This is a genomic window from Winogradskyella sp. SM1960 (assembly GCF_020179375.1).
Taxonomy (GTDB): domain Bacteria; phylum Bacteroidota; class Bacteroidia; order Flavobacteriales; family Flavobacteriaceae; genus Winogradskyella; species Winogradskyella marina.
Map to the genome: position 1 here is coordinate 404,618 of NZ_JAICBG010000002.1, position 16,746 is coordinate 421,363.

General features: G+C 33.6%; 16 protein-coding genes. 11 read left to right on the top strand and 5 right to left on the bottom strand.

The annotated features are described in order from the left end of the window. Nucleotides 1–9: 9 nt before the first annotated feature. Nucleotides 10–771 (top strand): NYN domain-containing protein, encoded by a 762-nt coding sequence (locus K1X16_RS07750; RefSeq protein WP_195872070.1) that lies wholly within the window; start codon nucleotides 10–12, stop codon nucleotides 769–771. Between the two features lie 142 nt (nucleotides 772–913). Further along, a complete protein-coding gene (locus tag K1X16_RS07755; protein WP_225035661.1) occupies nucleotides 914–1,741 on the top strand; it encodes a T9SS type A sorting domain-containing protein in 828 nt (275 codons plus the stop codon). Between the two features lie 85 nt (nucleotides 1,742–1,826). On the opposite strand, the gene K1X16_RS07760 is transcribed toward K1X16_RS07755, so the two are convergent. Next, the gene (locus K1X16_RS07760; RefSeq protein ID WP_225035662.1) at nucleotides 1,827–2,177 is read right to left on the bottom strand and encodes a hypothetical protein; all 351 of its coding nucleotides are present in this window, start codon (nucleotides 2,175–2,177) and stop codon (nucleotides 1,827–1,829) included. A gap of 163 nt (nucleotides 2,178–2,340) precedes the next feature. On the opposite strand from K1X16_RS07760, the gene K1X16_RS07765 reads away from it, so the two are divergent. Then, complete coding sequence (locus K1X16_RS07765) at nucleotides 2,341–2,865, top strand: hypothetical protein (RefSeq protein ID WP_225035663.1); 525 nt, start codon at nucleotides 2,341–2,343, stop codon at nucleotides 2,863–2,865. A 100-nt stretch (nucleotides 2,866–2,965) separates the two neighbouring features. On the opposite strand, the gene K1X16_RS07770 is transcribed toward K1X16_RS07765, so the two are convergent. Both K1X16_RS07770 and K1X16_RS07775 read right to left on the bottom strand, forming a co-directional pair. Continuing rightward, the gene (locus K1X16_RS07770) at nucleotides 2,966–3,697 is read right to left on the bottom strand and encodes a hypothetical protein (RefSeq protein WP_225035664.1); all 732 of its coding nucleotides are present in this window, start codon (nucleotides 3,695–3,697) and stop codon (nucleotides 2,966–2,968) included. 175 nt (nucleotides 3,698–3,872) lie between these two features. Then, entirely contained in the window at nucleotides 3,873–4,478 is a 606-nt protein-coding gene (locus tag K1X16_RS07775) for an ACP phosphodiesterase (RefSeq protein ID WP_225035665.1), read from the bottom strand. Between the two features lie 80 nt (nucleotides 4,479–4,558). On the opposite strand from K1X16_RS07775, the gene glmM reads away from it, so the two are divergent. Then, nucleotides 4,559–5,947, top strand: coding sequence for a phosphoglucosamine mutase (gene glmM / locus K1X16_RS07780; RefSeq protein ID WP_225035666.1), 1,389 nt, complete (start codon nucleotides 4,559–4,561; stop codon nucleotides 5,945–5,947). A 110-nt stretch (nucleotides 5,948–6,057) separates the two neighbouring features. Then, nucleotides 6,058–7,560 (top strand): aminotransferase class V-fold PLP-dependent enzyme, encoded by a 1,503-nt coding sequence (locus K1X16_RS07785; RefSeq protein WP_225035667.1) that lies wholly within the window; start codon nucleotides 6,058–6,060, stop codon nucleotides 7,558–7,560. 86 nt (nucleotides 7,561–7,646) lie between these two features. On the opposite strand, the gene K1X16_RS07790 is transcribed toward K1X16_RS07785, so the two are convergent. Then, on the bottom strand, nucleotides 7,647–8,537 hold the full coding sequence (locus tag K1X16_RS07790) for a lysophospholipid acyltransferase family protein (protein WP_195872078.1): 891 nt from the start codon (nucleotides 8,535–8,537) through the stop codon (nucleotides 7,647–7,649). A gap of 59 nt (nucleotides 8,538–8,596) precedes the next feature. Here K1X16_RS07790 and K1X16_RS07795 point away from each other — a divergent pair, with 59 nt between their 5' ends. Both K1X16_RS07795 and K1X16_RS07800 read left to right on the top strand, forming a co-directional pair. Continuing rightward, on the top strand, nucleotides 8,597–9,256 hold the full coding sequence (locus K1X16_RS07795) for a rhomboid family intramembrane serine protease (RefSeq protein WP_225035668.1): 660 nt from the start codon (nucleotides 8,597–8,599) through the stop codon (nucleotides 9,254–9,256). A 121-nt stretch (nucleotides 9,257–9,377) separates the two neighbouring features. Continuing rightward, entirely contained in the window at nucleotides 9,378–11,186 is a 1,809-nt protein-coding gene (locus K1X16_RS07800) for a hypothetical protein (protein WP_225035669.1), read from the top strand. 100 nt (nucleotides 11,187–11,286) lie between these two features. Here the strand turns inward: K1X16_RS07800 and K1X16_RS07805 are convergent, their stop codons facing one another. Continuing rightward, nucleotides 11,287–12,441: a TlpA disulfide reductase family protein gene (locus K1X16_RS07805; protein WP_225035670.1), complete on the bottom strand. Its 1,155-nt coding sequence runs from the start codon at nucleotides 12,439–12,441 to the stop codon at nucleotides 11,287–11,289. 157 nt (nucleotides 12,442–12,598) lie between these two features. On the opposite strand from K1X16_RS07805, the gene mnmE reads away from it, so the two are divergent. The 4 genes from mnmE to K1X16_RS07825 all read left to right on the top strand — a co-directional run bounded on the left by mnmE (nucleotide 12,599) and on the right by K1X16_RS07825 (nucleotide 16,636). Beyond that, on the top strand, nucleotides 12,599–14,005 hold the full coding sequence (gene mnmE / locus K1X16_RS07810; RefSeq protein WP_225035671.1) for a tRNA uridine-5-carboxymethylaminomethyl(34) synthesis GTPase MnmE: 1,407 nt from the start codon (nucleotides 12,599–12,601) through the stop codon (nucleotides 14,003–14,005). 130 nt (nucleotides 14,006–14,135) lie between these two features. Next, entirely contained in the window at nucleotides 14,136–14,588 is a 453-nt protein-coding gene (locus tag K1X16_RS07815) for a helix-turn-helix domain-containing protein (protein WP_225035672.1), read from the top strand. Between the two features lie 6 nt (nucleotides 14,589–14,594). Further along, nucleotides 14,595–15,689, top strand: a complete 1,095-nt coding sequence (locus tag K1X16_RS07820) for a site-specific integrase (RefSeq protein WP_225035673.1) — start codon at nucleotides 14,595–14,597, stop codon at nucleotides 15,687–15,689. Further along, nucleotides 15,689–16,636 (top strand): DUF6617 family protein, encoded by a 948-nt coding sequence (locus tag K1X16_RS07825; RefSeq protein WP_225035674.1) that lies wholly within the window; start codon nucleotides 15,689–15,691, stop codon nucleotides 16,634–16,636. Before K1X16_RS07820 ends, K1X16_RS07825 begins: the two co-directional genes overlap by 1 nt. Nucleotides 16,637–16,746: the final 110 nt, after the last annotated feature.

The window sequence follows — 16,746 nt, forward strand, 5'->3', positions numbered from 1 at the left end:
ACAATACTTATGGATATTAAATTAGCAGTTCTAATAGATGGAGACAATATAACATCGGCTTATGTTAAAGAAATGATGGAAGAAATTGCAAAGTATGGCAATCCAACGATTAAACGTATATATGGTGATTGGACCAAGCCACATTTGTCTAAATGGAAAAACCTTTTATTAGAAAATGCGATTACACCAATACAACAGTATGGATATACCACAGGTAAAAACGCTACCGATTCAGCCATGATAATTGATGCCATGGACATCTTGTATTCCGAAAAAGTAGATGGGTTTTGTTTAGTTTCTAGTGACAGTGATTTTACGCGATTAGCAACACGTTTGCGCGAAGCCGGAATGAAAGTTTATGGTATAGGTGAAAAGAAAACACCAAGTCCATTTATAGTGGCTTGTGATAAGTTTATTTATATAGAAATCCTTAAAAATATAACAGAAGAAAGTGCTTTAGAATCCACGACAAAATCTACGCCATCTAAGAGTAATTATGATAATATTACAGCAAAGGATATTAAACTTATTGCTACAACTATAGATGATGTAGCAGACGATGATGGTTGGGCTTTTTTAGGTGATGTGGGAAGTTTGCTGCAAAAGAAACAGCCAAATTTTGATTCTAGAAACTACGGCTTTCAGAAATTAACACCATTAATTAATTCAATTTCAGCCTTTGAAATAGAGCGACGCGAAGATTCCAAAGGGCGCTCAAAACTGATTTTTGTAAAACTAAAAGAAGACAAGCCAAAACGTAAAAAGAAATAGGTTTAGGTAATTTAAATTATTCAGTGGTGTGTCTTGTTTTCAATAAGAAAGAACCAAACTTGCGTCTGTTAAATAGACGTGATTCTGAAGATATTCAGTTTTATTGTTATAACTTGCTAGCTAACTTTAAACATAAAACTATATGAAAAAAATTACTTTAGCGATTGCTTTATTAACATTAGGAGTACAGGCTCAAACATTTCCGGCACCATACTGTGAAATTACAAGCGGAGCAGATGTTAGTGTTGAAGAAATCACATCTGTAAGTTTTGCCGGAACTATTATTACCAATTCTGATGACGTTACAGTTCTAATAGATAAAACGGCTACAGTTGTAAATATTGAACCTGGTGAAACCTATTCGTTAGAAGTCGAAGGAAATACCTATGGTGTTTTTGAAACTAATATTGTAGCGTTTATAGATTGGAACCAAAACGACATTTTAGATGATGAAGGTGAAATTTACGAAGTTGGAGCTCTTTTTGACACCGATGGTGCAGATGACCAACCTGTTTCTCTGGATATTACTGTGCCAGAAAATGCAGTTACAGGAGAAACACGAATAAGATTAACAAAAACATATACCGATTTTGGAGGTGATGGTTATCCCGCTTCTCCTGCAGAGATAGATTCATGTGGGATAATGTTTGATGTGTTTGGAATGGGTATTGAACCCGGCTACGGTCAGGCCTTAGATTTTACATTAAACCTTGCGCCATTAAGTGTTGATGAGTTTGAACAAAACGCATTAGCCGTTTATCCTAATCCTGCAAAAGACGTTTTGAATATTGATTATAAGTCGGCACTAACAGCTGTTAAAATATACAATATTGTAGGGCAAGAGGTGTTACACATGGCAACAACAAGTTCGCAAGTACAGTTAGATGTTTCAGAATTTACATCTGGTATTTATATCGTAAAACTATTTGCCGAAGAAGGACAGCATAGTTTTAGAGTTGTTAAGGACTAGTGAGACTTAGTGAAATCTAATAACAAAAAAAACTTAGTCTTTTTTAGACTAAGTTTTTTTTGTTATCAACTAGAAATGCAAAGTGTTATTTAGTAATCTTAAGCTCTCCAGCTGAAATGGCTTTTGTATAATCCGCCTTAACTTTATTTAAAAAACCAAAGAATTTAGTGCCATCTTTTTTCTTAAGGATTACAGTCGTAGATCCGTTATTGTCAGTTGTTACATTAGAAACAACGACATCATTATTATTAATAGATTTATATTGCGTTACAACGCCGCGTTTAATTAAAATATTTGCTTTAGGAAAATCAATATGATTAAAGCCTTCAGCAGATGGCGTATTAACCGTTAAAACATCTCCAACTTTAGGCTCATTATGTGCCGAAGCCGTTAAAAAAAATGTAAAGCATAAAAGTGTAAAAAGTAGTTTTTTCATAAAAAAATAGATTTATATTGTTTATATGATAAAAATAAGAAGATTTATAGATGTTATAAGTGACTTTTAATAATTCTTAACATTTTTTAATACGATTAATTTTGGCCTATATTTTTTCTTATTTTAGACATTTAAAATAACCATGTAAATTATAAAAATCACTATGAAATTACTAGGAATAGGGTCGAGAATTAACCATTCAGAATATGGAAAAGGAGTTGTTACTAATGTGACATCAAAACACTATTGGGTTACCTTTATAGATAATGGATTAGAAACTATAGATTTAGATGCAGCGTTTGAAGTGATTGAAGCCGCAGAAGACGAAGTTGATACCATTAGCTTTTATGAAGTAGAGCGTAGTTTAAAGTCCATCTTAAAAAATTGGTCTGATGTTTCAGAAGTTGTAAGCATTGCAGACAAATGGAAAGGTGGAAAACTGATTATGGAACCAGGTGATTCTAATTTAAAACCTAACGAATTACCTATAGATACTTTCTTTCGTAAAATCACTATGGTACGCGATCGTTTACGTGTTATGGAACAAAAGATAAATTCAAGTAATCTTGAAGAACAAGAAAAGATAGATTTACAACAATACATTACACGAAGCTATGGAAGCTTAACCAGTTTTAATGTATTATTCAAGTTGAAAAGTCAGCAGTTTGTTGGACAGCGAAGTAAGTAGTTTACGGCAGATGTCACAGTTAAAGAGATAGGTTGTGTTTACACGCTTAAAACTCAATAACTTCCCGTTTCTGACATTTCCGAGACTAAAAACAAAAGTATTAGAGATTCAACCCTTTAACATCAGTAATCTCTATACCCAAAAATAAAAACTTATGAAAGGTTGGGAGTTCAGTGCCACTTTCTGTAACAATCCAGTTTTCCCAAGTGGCTTCTATGCCTTCAATAGGAAGAATATCTACCCACATTTGAAAGCTTTTTGGTTTTCCAGAGGCATCTAAATGCCATAAATAGGAATCTCCAGGTGTTGTTCCGCCAGAGGTGTACGTCACTAAAAGTGCGTTATTATCATTTTCTGTTTGTACCAAGCGACGTTCTACACCAGCATCAAAAACTTTGTAAGGTGCTACTAGCCAAAAGGAATCGTTATTAAAGTAGTTTTCAGCTTTAGCAATATAATCTTGTTTTTCAACTCCATTATACGCTTGTTCTGCTACAAATACTTTTGAATTGTTTCGGTTTTCTAAATCTAAAATAACAGTAAGCTGATCCCAGTACACTTCGCATGACTTATCGGATTTATACCATTTATAGTGATGACGTCCTTTAAATGTCCATTCTAAATAATCAGTATTTAAGTAAGCGTCTTCTCCCAATGCATCAAGCATTTTCTCAGCGAGTTGGTCTGCTTCAGCACCTTGTTGTCCTGTTGGTAGTTCTTCATTGTATTTTAAGTACATAAAGCCGAAGAGTAGGAGTGTGGGTAACGTGAAGAATACAATTAGTCCTCCGATTATTTTAAGTGCTTTTTTAAGTTGAGATGATTTAGCCACAGGGTTATGCTTTTAGATTTTCTGTAAATTTTCTTTAAAATTAAACGGTATTGTTCATTTTGTCTTGTCCCAAAACGAATCAATCCCAATAGTTATCGAGACAAAACGATTTATTAGGAAATTATTCATCCACATATAATGTTTTATTTCGGTTTTTGTGAATGCTTCATATTTTCTAATACTCTAAAAACTGCTTTTCAAGTTCAATACGTTTCATTTTACTGAATTCAATCAGTTCTTCAAAAAACAATGTAAAGTCGGATTCAAAAGCATCGTAGTGTTCTTTTAATTCTTTAGTAGCTTCATTCATTTTAGAACGGCCTTTGGTTCTTTGGTTCATGCCATTAAGCACAATCTGAATACCGTCAATTGTCGCATAGCTCAGTAGCCAATTGCCTTCTATCATTATCGGAACTAAATTTTGAAAACGAGGTGGTAATAGGTCTATGTTTTTAGTTAGACTGTTATAAAAATCTGCGATGTATATGTCTAACGGAATATCGGAATAGGTCGTCCAGTTTTTGGCCAAAAAATGATCGAAAAATATATCTACAATCACACCGCTATAATGGCTGTACCCTTTATGTAAGCGTTTGGTACATCGTCTAAAAAGGGGATGAGCATCTGTAAAGGTATCAATACGACGATGCAGTTGAATTCCAATCTGTATTTCTGTTGGGTATAATTTATATTTATTACCTCTAACTCCGTCGCCAACAAAATTGCCAATGGCGATGTGTTCGTTGTCTCCTGAAAGATAAATATGAGCGAGAAAATTCATAATTCGAAATTACAAATTCATAATCACAAAATAGTTAAAAACGGTATATCTATTTATATTTGCTAAAAATAGAATTATACATGACGTTAATAAAATCAATATCAGGAATTAGAGGTACTATTGGAGGATCAGTAGACGACAACTTAACGCCAATAGATGCGGTAAAATTTGCAGCAGCTTATGGGACTTGGATAAAACAACAACGTAATAAAGAGAATTATATCGTAGTTGTTGGTCGTGATGCTCGTATTTCGGGAGAAATGATTCAGAATTTAGTGATGAATACTTTAGTTGGTCTTGGTATCCACGTTATTGATTTAGGATTGTCTACAACACCAACTGTTGAAATCGCTGTGCCTTTAGAACATGCAGATGGAGGTATTATTCTAACAGCAAGTCACAACCCAAAACAATGGAATGCTTTAAAGCTTTTAAACGCAAAAGGGGAGTTTTTAAATGGTGAAGAAGGTCAGAAAATATTAGAAATCGCAGATTCAAATAGCATGGATTTTTCTGAGGTCGACGACTTAGGGAAAATCACCATTAACGATGCGTATATTGATATTCATATCGATGAAGTTTTAGACTTAGATTTAGTCAATGTAGACGCCATTAAAGATGCTAATTTTAAAGTGGTTGTTGATGGTGTAAATTCTACAGGAGGTATCGCCATTCCTTTATTACTAGAACGCTTAGGAGTTGAACCTGTGAAATTATACTGTGATCCAACAGGTCACTTTCCGCATAATCCAGAGCCATTAAAAGAACATTTGGGAGACTTAGCAAAAGCAGTGGTTAAAGAACGTGCTGATTTCGGAATTGTAGTCGATCCAGATGTGGATCGTTTAGCCTTTATGGATGAAACTGGTGAGATGTTTGGTGAAGAATATACTTTAGTCGCTTGTGCAGATTACGTGTTAAGCAAAACACCAGGCAATACAGTAAGTAATATGAGTTCTACACGTGCTTTGCGCGATGTTACTGAAAAACATGGTGGAACGTATGAAGCAAGTGCTGTTGGTGAAGTCAACGTTGTTACTTTAATGAAGAAAAACAATGTGGTTATTGGCGGTGAAGGTAATGGTGGTATTATATATCCAGAATCTCATTACGGTCGTGATGCATTAGTTGGCGTAGCGTTATTTTTAAGTTTGCTAGCTGAAAAGAAAATGAAAGTGAGTGAATTAAGAGCAAGCTACCCAAATTACTTTATGAGTAAAAAGAAGATTCAGTTAACTCCAGGTTTAGATGTCGATGGTATTTTAAAAACAATGGAGGCAAATTACAGTCATGAAAATTTAACCACCATTGATGGAGTTAAAATTGACTTTGCAGATAATTGGGTACATCTTCGTAAAAGTAATACAGAGCCTATTATTAGAATTTATACAGAAGCTCCTTCGCAAGAAGCGGCTGATTCTTTAGCGGATAGATTTATTGGAGAGATTAAAGCTATCGCTAATATTTAGTGGCTTTAAAACAAACTCAATACTTATAATTTGAATGCCATTATGAGTGTTTTGACTTGAGACATTTCGACTGCACGCATTGTGACATTTCAATAAAAAATGACAGAAGTATGATTTTAGAAACAAATACTACAGAAACTACAGAATTAGAAGCTTATTTTAATTCATTTAGACAACATATAATTGGTCAAAACCAAATGTTTGATTCGCCTTATGGAGAACAAAAAATCATTTATACAGATTGGACAGCTTCAGGTCGTTTATACAGACCTATTGAAGAGAAATTAATGAACGATTTTGGTCCTTTTGTAGCTAATACACATACAGAAACAACGGTTTCTGGTACAGCAATGACTAAAGCGTATCATAAAGCAAAGCAGATTATTAAAGATCACGTCAATGCTAACGAAGATGATATTTTAATCTGTTCTGGTAATGGTATGACAGGTGTGATTAATAAATTTCAGCGTATTTTAGGATTAAAAGTGCCAGAGAATTTAAAGGAGTTTACCAACATTCCGGAAGAAATGAAACCTGTCGTTTTTATTTCGCACATGGAGCATCATTCTAACCAAACAACATGGTTAGAAACTATGGCAAAAGTAGAGGTTGTTCCGCCAGATGATGACGGTTTATTTTGCTTAAAAAATTTAGAAACCTTGTTACATCAATATAAAGACTGTACATTAAAAATTGCTTCAGTTGTTGGTGGATCGAATGTTACAGGTCTTCAGGTTCCGCATCACGATGTGGCTAAATTAATGCATCAACATGGTGGAGTTTGTTTTGTAGATTTTGCCTGTTCTGCACCTTATGTCGATATGGATATGCATCCCACTGATAGCGACGCACAATTAGATGCCATTTTCTTTTCGCCTCATAAGTTTTTAGGAGGTCCAGGGACTTCTGGTGTTTTAGTTTTTAATAAAGAATTGTATAAAAATATGGTTCCCGATTGTCCAGGAGGAGGTACCGTAAGTTGGACCAATCCTTGGGGAGAACATAAGTATATCGATAATATTGAAGATAGAGAAGACGGAGGTACTCCAGGATTTCTACAGGTGATAAAAACAGCACTTGCTATTCGTTTAAAAGACCAAATGGGAGTGGATAAGATGTTGCAGCGCGAACATGAATTGGTTGAAATTATATTTAATAAACTTGGCGATGTTTCTAACATTAATATCCTTGCAGGTCAGCATAAAGATCGCTTAGGTGTGATTTCATTTTATATTGACGATTTGCATTTTAACCTTGCGGTAAAGTTATTGAATGATAAGTTTGGTGTGCAAACACGTGGAGGCTGTAGTTGTGCTGGTACATATGGGCATTTCTTATTGCATGTAGATCAGCAAATGTCTAACGAGTTAACCAATGAGATTTCTATTGGAGATTTAATTCGAAAACCAGGTTGGATTCGTATGTCTATTCACCCAACAACGACAAATGCAGAAATTAACTATGTCTGTGAAAGTATTTTAGAGTTAGCCAAAAATCACGAAGCTTGGGCAAAGGACTATGAATACTCTAAATGTAATAATGAGTTTATTCACAAAACGCTAGTTAATGAGTCATCTTCTGCCATTGATGTAGATGCTTGGTTTGATATGTAATTTTAGAATTTTATTTTTTCTTTGCGTCTTTTGCGCCTTTGCGAGAAAATAAAGCATATCAAGATTCCTTTTTGAAGGAATGAGCGTTAAAGAAATTCAGTAGGTACTTTATCTCTATGTTTCCAACGTCTATGTGTCCAAAGATAATATTGAGGAGCCTCTAAAATTTGTTTTTCAACCAGTTTAAAAAATAGGTCTGTAATTTCGTAGTCTTTAAACTCTTTTGGGTGCTCAGTTATGGTTTGAAACGTTGTTTCATAATAACCACGCTTAATTCGTTTCACGCTAAAGAACACGACCGCCATGTCTAATTTTTTAGCCAATATTTCGGCACCAGTATGCATTGGTACTTTTATGCCCATAAATTCATTCCAATGAAAAGCTTTATTCGCTTTAGGTGTTTGGTCAGAAACGAATCCGTTGATGGTTAATTCTCTTTTTTTCTTACTTTCCAGAAGAACTCCATAGGTTTCTTTAGTGGTGATAAGGTGAGAATTATATTTGGCTCTAATACGTTTTACTAATTTGTCAAAATGCTTGTTAGTTAGGCGTTTGTATACGGCATACCCTTTGTGCTTTATATGTTTTTGCAAAATAAAAATCCATTCCCAACTCCCATAATGGGCGCACATTAAAATAATACTTCGCTGTTTTTTTTCTAAATCGTTAATGAGTTCAACATTAGAAAACTTAAAGCGCTTATTCATTTCAGCTTCAGATATCGTCAATGATTTTATAGCTTCAAACATCATGTCACAAAAATGGTGATAAAATTTACTTGTAATAGATGCTATTTCTTGTTCTGATTTATCCGGAAAAACCAATCGTAAATTTTCTTTTACAACAGATTTTCTATAGCCAAAAATTCTATACATAAAAAAGTATACAATATCCGAAAATCCATAAAGTAATCTAAATGGTAATATTGATATTAACCAAAGAATTGGGTAAACTAAAATATAAGCAATAAGTTGCATTAAAGTATGATTGCATTTAAGCACAAATATATATATTTGAATTATAAGAATTAGAGTTTATGGACAATTTAGGTATAAGTTTAGTAACTATTGTAATTATTGTTGCTAACGTTATTATGTCTTTTAAAGGCTTTGAAGATCGTGGTTTTTTTGAGCGCTTTAAGTTTAATGTTGGAAGTATAAAACGTGGTGAACAGATTAGAATGTTAAGTTCTGGGTTCTTACATGCCGATATTACACATTTACTATTTAATATGTTTACGCTGTACTTTTTTGCAGATGCAGTGGTTATGAAACTAGGGTCTTTCAACTTTATAGTTATATATTTTGCGAGTTTAATTTTTGGGAATTTATTATCACTATATTTTCATAAAGATGAATCGTGGTACAGTGCTATTGGTGCCAGTGGAGCTGTAACAGGTATTTTGTATGCAGCTATTTTATTGCGACCAGATATGAACTTGTATATGTATTTTATACCGATTCCAATTCCAGGTTATGTGTTTGGTATTGGCTATTTATTGTATTCTATTTATGGAATGAAAAAACGGATTGGCAATATTGGTCACGATGCCCATTTTGGTGGAGCCGTTGGAGGTTATGTCGTCACTTTAATAATGATGCCAAGCTTATTTACAACCAACTTAGGTTATGTAGGCTTGTTAGCGATTCCTATTATTATCCTTTTTGTTTTGTATAAAACAGGAAAATTAAAATGATGTAAATACATTATCATTTAGTCAAATAAAGAATAAAAAGGTATGACAAAAGTCATGTTTTGATGTGAAAACTAAAATCATCTTTGTTGCTTATTCAATTTTTAAACAAAAAAAATAGAAGATGGCTTTAACAAAATCACTCCATAGTTTTCATATTCCGGTTATGGGTTTAGCATATACTATTGATAGTCCAATCCGAGTGGCGCAATATGGTATTTCGTCTGTAGTCTCAATTATAGACGATGAACTTATAGAAAAAATGAATGCTTTTTACAGTAAAAAATTCAACTTACCTTATCAAGAAATCACAAAGAAAGCACAAGATTATCGTGCAGAACGCATCACATCATATTTAAATTTAGCAGATACCATTGTTAAAGATAAATTTTCGAAATTTAAAACAGAACTTTCCGAAAATAAGATAGCTTTAGAAAATTTTATAGCGACGTTACCACATACTTCGGATTTTAAGGAAGGGCTTTCCAATTTATTACAAGAAGGTATCGCATTTAAGGATACCGTTAAAAATTACCTCGAAACACATTTAAGAGCTGGTGACATTGATGTTAATATCATGACGAAAGTCGATAAAGATAACTTTGTTAAAGGTGATCAATTACCAACGGAATTCAATGATGCGCATGCATCACTGCGTGGTTTTGCGAATAGTAATTTAAGTTCGTCGGTTGTACTTTCTGCAGGAATGAATCCTAGATTATACAGTTACTTTGAAAACTTTAAGGACTTTTTTCCAGACGCGAATGGTCAGTTGAAAAAGAAAATCATTTTAAAAGTTAGTGATTACCGTTCGGCAACTATTCAAGGCAAGTTTTTAGCTAAAAAAGGACTTTGGGTTTCAGAATATAGAATAGAATCTGGTTTAAACTGTGGTGGTCATGCTTTTGCTACTGAAGGCTTTTTATTAGGTCCGATTTTGGAAGAGTTTAAAACGAAGAAATCTGAATTAATACAAGACACATTTGATGTGTATGTAAAAGGATTAAGTCAAAAAGAATTTGTTGTTCCTGAGCAACCTTTAGAATTAAAAATTACGGTTCAAGGAGGTGTTGGTACAGCAGAAGAGCATGCTTTTTTACTCAATAATTATAACGTTGATTCCGTTGGTTGGGGAACACCGTTTTTATTAGTTCCAGAGGCGACATCTGTAGATCAACACACACGAGATTTATTAAGTAAAGCCAAAGAAACGGATTTGTATTTAAGTGGAATTTCGCCTTTAGGTGTGCCATTTAATACCTTAAGAGGAACGACGAACGAGTTTCATAAACAAAAACGTATTGCAAATAATAAAGCAGGCAGTGCTTGTCCTAAGAAATTTTTGGCATTAAGTAAGGAGTTTGGTGCCGAAGGGATTTGTACCGCATCAAAAAAATACCAAGATGTTAAGTTACAAGAATTAGAAGCTAAAAAAGATGATGTATCGCCGAGTGCTTTTGAAAATGCAAAAGCTAAAATAACCGAAAAAGCATGTCTTTGTGTTGGTTTGGCAAATGCGTCTTATTTGGAAAACGAAATTGAAATTAAAGGTCAGGAGCAAGGTGTTGTTATTTGTCCAGGACCCAATATGGCTTATTTTGATAAAGAAGTATCATTGTCTCAAATGATGCAGCATATTAACGGAAATACTACGGTGCTTTCAAATACAGATCGTCCAAATATGTTTGTAAAAGAATTGAAAATGTATGTGGATTATTTAAAAAATGAAATCGCCACAATTTCTGAAGATTTAACGGCTAAACAAATTAGAAAATGGACGGCATTTAAAAGCCATCTATTTGATGGTATTGGTTATTATCAAGATTTGTTTGCAACAGCTTTATCTTTAAATTATGATACCATACAAAAAGAACTTCAATTTTATAAAGAAGAATTGACAGCTGTGTCAATACCTCAGTTGGATAAGGTTTAGTGCTGCTAAATAGAATACATCCGAAATTAAAAAAGCCTTTACAACTACTGTATAGGCTTTTTTTTTATCTTAAATACTAACGTGTTATGATACAATTATTTTACTGATCTAATAACTCCTTCACCTTTGCTTCCAATGCGTATCCTCTAAGATTCTTAGCTACAATTTTACCTTCAGCATCTAAAATAAATGTAGCAGGAATAGCCCTTATGTTGTACAGCTGTGCCACAGGATCTTGAAAATACTGCAAGTTAGATACTTGTGTCCAAGTAAGTTTGTCTTTTTCTATAGCATTTATCCACGTTTGCTTTGGGTTTTTCTGAGCGCGCGATCCATCTAAAGACACACCAATGATTTCTAATCCTTGATCGTGATATTTATTATAAATTTTAACCACATTTGGATTTTCTCTACGGCAAGGACCACACCATGCTGCCCAAAAATCTATAATTGTTACTTTCCCTTTAATGTCATCTAGGCTAACTGTATTTCCATCTGGTGTTGGAGCTGTAAAGTTTGGTGCTATTTGTCCAATATTAACAGGTGCCTTTTTCTTATAGGCAGCTAAGAGATTCTCTAATTCTACTTTTAGTGAGACCCCTTTTGGCGATGTTTTTAGTTCAGAATCAAGGTTGTTAAAAGCCGTGAACAATTCATCTATATTGGCATTATTTTTAGCCGATTCTGTTTCAATTACAGCAAGACTGTAAAAACTGCTTTTATTATTTTTTATAAAATTAAGCGGAAACTCTTGAAGTTTCTTTTGAGCCAATTGAGCTAACCTTGTTATAGAGTCTCGCATCGCTAAAGCTCGGTTAGACCTGTTGTTTCTTAGTTGCATCCGTAAGCTTACTGTTTCATTATGTGTGGCTGAGAACGCTTCTTGATAGCGTTCGTAATCGTTTTGGGATGAGGATCCGGTAATTTCAGATTGTGTGATGTTTGCTTTGTTAATTGTGATATCAATTACACTATTTTCGAGCATAAAATTGAACTTGCCATTTACCGAGTTTATAGAAATTGAAGAGCGTGTAGGATAAGGTACTTTTCCGGTAAAGGTGAACTTTTCATCAACAACAATGGCTGTATCAATAGTGCGCTCGAACCCATTTTTTTGAACCGTTTTTAGATATGATCGCACACCATTATAGACTCCTTCTGCTTTACCGTTAATAATGTAATCTGTTCGTTTTTCTTCAGGTTTACAGCCTATAAACAACAGTCCAATAAACGTGAAGATTAATACGTTTTTCATAGCTCTATTTTTTTTGTGAAATTCTTAATTGATTATAGAATTACAAATATAAAAACAAAGGATTAAATTCTAGACGAATACTAATTTAGTTAAAAGTTACTACGCTTAATCTGTGAATCCCATAATTTACAATACTTTTGCATCAAAGATATAAGATATGCATAACGATACCATTGTAGCTTTAGCAACACCTTCAGGTAGTGGTGCCATTGCGGTAATTCGATTATCTGGACAAGAAGCCATTTCGATAGCTTCAAAATCCTTTAAGTCCGTTTCTGGTAAAGACTTAAATCAACAAGCCACACATACCATTCATTTAGGTCATATTGTTGAAGACAAGCGAACGATTGATGAGGTTTTGGTGTCTGTTTTTAAAGACCCAAATTCGTATACTGGCGAAAATGTAGTGGAAATTTCTTGCCATGGCTCGTCTTATATTCAACAGGAAATAATTCAGTTATTTTTAAGACAAGGTTGTAGAATGGCAACGGCTGGTGAGTTTACCTTACGAGCGTTTTTAAATGGAAAGCTCGATTTAAGTCAGGCTGAAGCTGTAGCCGATTTAATTTCTAGTGATAATGAAGCGTCGCATCAAATAGCGATGCAGCAAATGCGTGGTGGCTTTTCTTCTGAAATTGCGAAGCTGCGTGAAGAACTACTAAACTTTGCATCGTTAATAGAATTAGAACTCGACTTTGCTGAAGAAGATGTGGAATTTGCCGACAGAACCCAGTTTAAAGACCTTGTAGAGCGTATTACCTTTGTGTTGAAACGCTTAATTGATTCTTTTGCGGTTGGAAATGTGATTAAAAATGGTATTCCGGTTGCTATTGTTGGTGAGCCTAATGTTGGAAAGTCCACCTTATTAAATGCCTTATTAAACGAAGACAGAGCCATAGTTTCTGAAATTGCAGGAACCACAAGGGACACTATTGAAGATGAGATATCTATTGGAGGTGTTGGTTTTCGGTTTATAGATACGGCAGGTATTAGAGATACTAAAGATGTTGTTGAGAGTATTGGGATTAAAAAGACGTTTGAAAAAATAGAACAAGCCCAAGTGGTGATGTTTTTAATTGGTAGTCCACAACTGACCGTTAGCAGTGAAGCCGTAGAAACCTTTAAAATTGAAATTGAAAAAATAAAGAACAAATTTCCACAAAAGGAACTTTTAGTCATTTTGAATAAGATAGATCAGATTACAGATACTGAACTCGCTAATTTAAGAACCGACTTAGAGCCACACAGTTCAAACGTAATTCCTATTTCAGCAAAAACAGGTTTTGGAGTAGAAGCGTTAACCAATTCACTTCTTAATTTAATTAATACAGGAGCCCTCAGAAATAACGAAACTATTGTGACCAATTCACGCCATTATGATGCCCTTTTAAAAGCTTTTGAAGAAATCCAAAAAGTGCAACGCGGTTTAGAGTCTGATCTTTCAGGCGATTTATTAGCTATTGATATTCGTCAGGCCTTGTATCACTTTGGTGAGATCACTGGAGAGATTACTAATGATGATTTATTAGGGAATATTTTTGCTAATTTTTGTATCGGGAAGTAACTTACTTTCTTTTATTTGTTAATCCATTGTTATTGTTGACTTTATAAGTTTTTATCTTCTTTTATTTGTTGTTTATTTACTCTTTTTTGATTAAATTTGTTGTATATCTGTTGCCTTAAATTCGGTTTTGTTGCCCATTTCTGTTGGCGAAGATATTGGCGAAATGATGCACCATAACGCACCACGTTGCACCATAACGCTACATAAAGCACCATTTATGAGCAGTAATTTATACATCCCAAAAACTTGTAAGCATTGCGGAAATGCGTTTACAGCACGTACAACAGTAACTAAATACTGTGGCGATACTTGCGCTAAAAAAGCCTATAAGGCCAGAAAACGCAAAGACAAAATCCAAGCTACTCTTGATGCGGATATGAAGCAAAAAAATGAAGTGGTTGAGGTTCACAATCCCAATGCTGTAAACAATAAGGATTTTTTAAGCGTTACAGAAGCCTCACAACTTATTGGTGTTAGTAGATGGACCATTCAAAGAATGATTCAACAAGGACGTTTAAAAGCGGTCCCTTTTGGCAGAAAACGTATTGTAGCCAGGTGGCAAATAGAAAACCTTTTTAATTAGCATCCTATGAAAGTAACATTGAGACAACGCAAGAAGAACGACAAAATAAGTTTGTATTTAGATTACTATCATAAGGGTAAACGCAAAACAGAATATTTACGTTTATATCTTACGGTTAATCCTAAAACCAAAACCGAAAGAGAAGTTAACACGAAAACCAAGCAACTTGCAGAAACTATTTGTGCACAGCGACAAATTGAAATTCAAAATGGTATCTATGGCTTTCAAGATATTGAAAAGCTGAAGGGTAGTTTTATTACTTACATTACAGCTTTAGCAGAAAAGAAAAATACAAGCTCTGGCAATTATGGGAATTGGAATAGTATGCTAAAACATTTAAAAACCTTTTGTCCAACTGATGTTAGTTTTCAAGATATAGACAAATCGTTTGTTGAGCGTTTCAAAGAGTATTTAGATAAAGATGCAATAGGTAGAGCAGGTAAAAAACTGTCTCAAAATTCTAAATATTCATATTATGGTAAATTTTCGGCAGCACTTAAACAAGCTGTTAAAGATGGTATTTTAAAAGTAAATCCTGCTAATGGTGTAGAGTATTTTAAACAAGGTGAACCTCAACGAGAGTTTTTAACACTTGATGAATTGCAAAAAGCAGTAAATACAGAATGCGAACTACCTATTCTAAAAAATGCCTTTATTTTTTCAGCTTTAACCGGATTGCGTTGGTCTGATATTGAAAAACTAATATGGTCAGAAATCCAGCACTCAAAAGAAATGGGATATTATATCCGATTTAGGCAAAAGAAAACCAAAGGTGTAGAAACCTTACCAATATCAGAACAAGCAAGAAAGTTGTTAGGCGATGAAGGTAAACTTGAAGAAAAAGTTTTTGATGGTTTACATTATAGTGCCTGGTCTAACTTAAAATTACAACAATGGATGATGAAAGCAGGTATTACAAAGAATATCACGTTCCATTGTGCGCGCCATACTTACGCTACTTTACAGCTTACTTTAGGAACAGACATATATACTGTATCAAAATTATTAGGTCATAAAGAGTTAAGAACAACACAGATATATGCCAAAGTAATTGACGATAAAAAGAAAGAAGCTGCTAACCGTATTCAACTGGATTTATAATGAAAGCAAGTATATTTTCAAGTTTGGTTTCTATAACCAATGGCTTACATAGAGATAATAGACGGGAAAAGGATTTTAAATACTTGTTGTCTGATTTTAAAATGAATCCAAAAGCTAATAAAGCAGTTTTTAAAGTAAACTTTAAAAAGCCTTTAAATGCTAAAAAAGAATACTACCAAAAGCTAATATATAATGAAACGGAAAAGACATTAGTATCATTTGAAATAGAATTTCCTAAAAATGCTACAATTCCAGAAAATAAATACAGCTTTACTATTCTACTTAATAAATTTGACAAGTACTTAAATGACATTGCAAGTTTTATAGATGAAAGAGGAATAACAGCAGATTTAAGTGACGATGATAATTATATCATAAACTACTTAAAAGTTTCTGTAATACGATTATATACTGAACTGCAAGAACAATATGGACAATTTTCAGAAAACACAAACTTCACAATTTTAGAAATAGCTGAAAAGTATTTTAATGACACCACGTTTGATGTTAACCAAATAGAAAAAACGAACAGTAATAAAACAGTTACTAAAAAAGCACCGAAAGTTACAGCGAAACCAAAAACCTCATTTGGTTATAAAAACAAAGACACCTCAACCTTATTAACTGTACTAAAGCTACTAAATTTAAAAATAGATGTATTAGATAACCGAACAACAGTTGAACAGTTACACAAGCTATTAATAGCAAAAGATTTTAAAGATACAGAATCGCAAATCTATCTTCAATGCGAAACAACACAGTTTAGTTACTTGGTAACAAAGCTAAAACCATTTTTCAATGGTTTTAATCCTACAGCAATTGAGCGTTCTGGAAAATTTATAACCAAAACAAATACACCACTTAAAGCAAATAATCTTCATAAAAACAAAGTGCACAATCCAAAAGAAAAGGAAGAAATAGATAAAATCATCCAACAACTGCAATAAAAAACAGTAAGAATAGTAAGAAACCTTACTGTTGTCTTACCCTTGTTTTACACTCTTACTAAAATCGGCGAGCCAATTTTAAACCTTTGTCCTGTTCTTGAAATACAAGA

Excerpts from the sequence above, each read along its gene's own strand:
- K1X16_RS07800 (WP_225035669.1), top strand. The coding sequence starts at position 9,378 with ATGGCTTTAACAAAATCACTCCATAGTTTTCATATTCCGGTTATGGGT.
- K1X16_RS07760 (WP_225035662.1), bottom strand. The coding sequence starts at position 2,177 with ATGAAAAAACTACTTTTTACACTTTTATGCTTTACATTTTTTTTAACG.
- K1X16_RS07765 (WP_225035663.1), top strand. The coding sequence starts at position 2,341 with ATGAAATTACTAGGAATAGGGTCGAGAATTAACCATTCAGAATATGGA.
- K1X16_RS07790 (WP_195872078.1), bottom strand. The coding sequence starts at position 8,537 with ATGCAACTTATTGCTTATATTTTAGTTTACCCAATTCTTTGGTTAATA.
- K1X16_RS07750 (WP_195872070.1), top strand. The coding sequence starts at position 10 with ATGGATATTAAATTAGCAGTTCTAATAGATGGAGACAATATAACATCG.
- mnmE (WP_225035671.1), top strand. The coding sequence starts at position 12,599 with ATGCATAACGATACCATTGTAGCTTTAGCAACACCTTCAGGTAGTGGT.
- K1X16_RS07775 (WP_225035665.1), bottom strand. The coding sequence starts at position 4,478 with ATGAATTTTCTCGCTCATATTTATCTTTCAGGAGACAACGAACACATC.
- K1X16_RS07825 (WP_225035674.1), top strand. The coding sequence starts at position 15,689 with ATGAAAGCAAGTATATTTTCAAGTTTGGTTTCTATAACCAATGGCTTA.
- K1X16_RS07755 (WP_225035661.1), top strand. The coding sequence starts at position 914 with ATGAAAAAAATTACTTTAGCGATTGCTTTATTAACATTAGGAGTACAG.
- glmM (WP_225035666.1), top strand. The coding sequence starts at position 4,559 with ATGACGTTAATAAAATCAATATCAGGAATTAGAGGTACTATTGGAGGA.
- K1X16_RS07820 (WP_225035673.1), top strand. The coding sequence starts at position 14,595 with ATGAAAGTAACATTGAGACAACGCAAGAAGAACGACAAAATAAGTTTG.
- K1X16_RS07785 (WP_225035667.1), top strand. The coding sequence starts at position 6,058 with ATGATTTTAGAAACAAATACTACAGAAACTACAGAATTAGAAGCTTAT.
- K1X16_RS07805 (WP_225035670.1), bottom strand. The coding sequence starts at position 12,441 with ATGAAAAACGTATTAATCTTCACGTTTATTGGACTGTTGTTTATAGGC.
- K1X16_RS07795 (WP_225035668.1), top strand. The coding sequence starts at position 8,597 with ATGGACAATTTAGGTATAAGTTTAGTAACTATTGTAATTATTGTTGCT.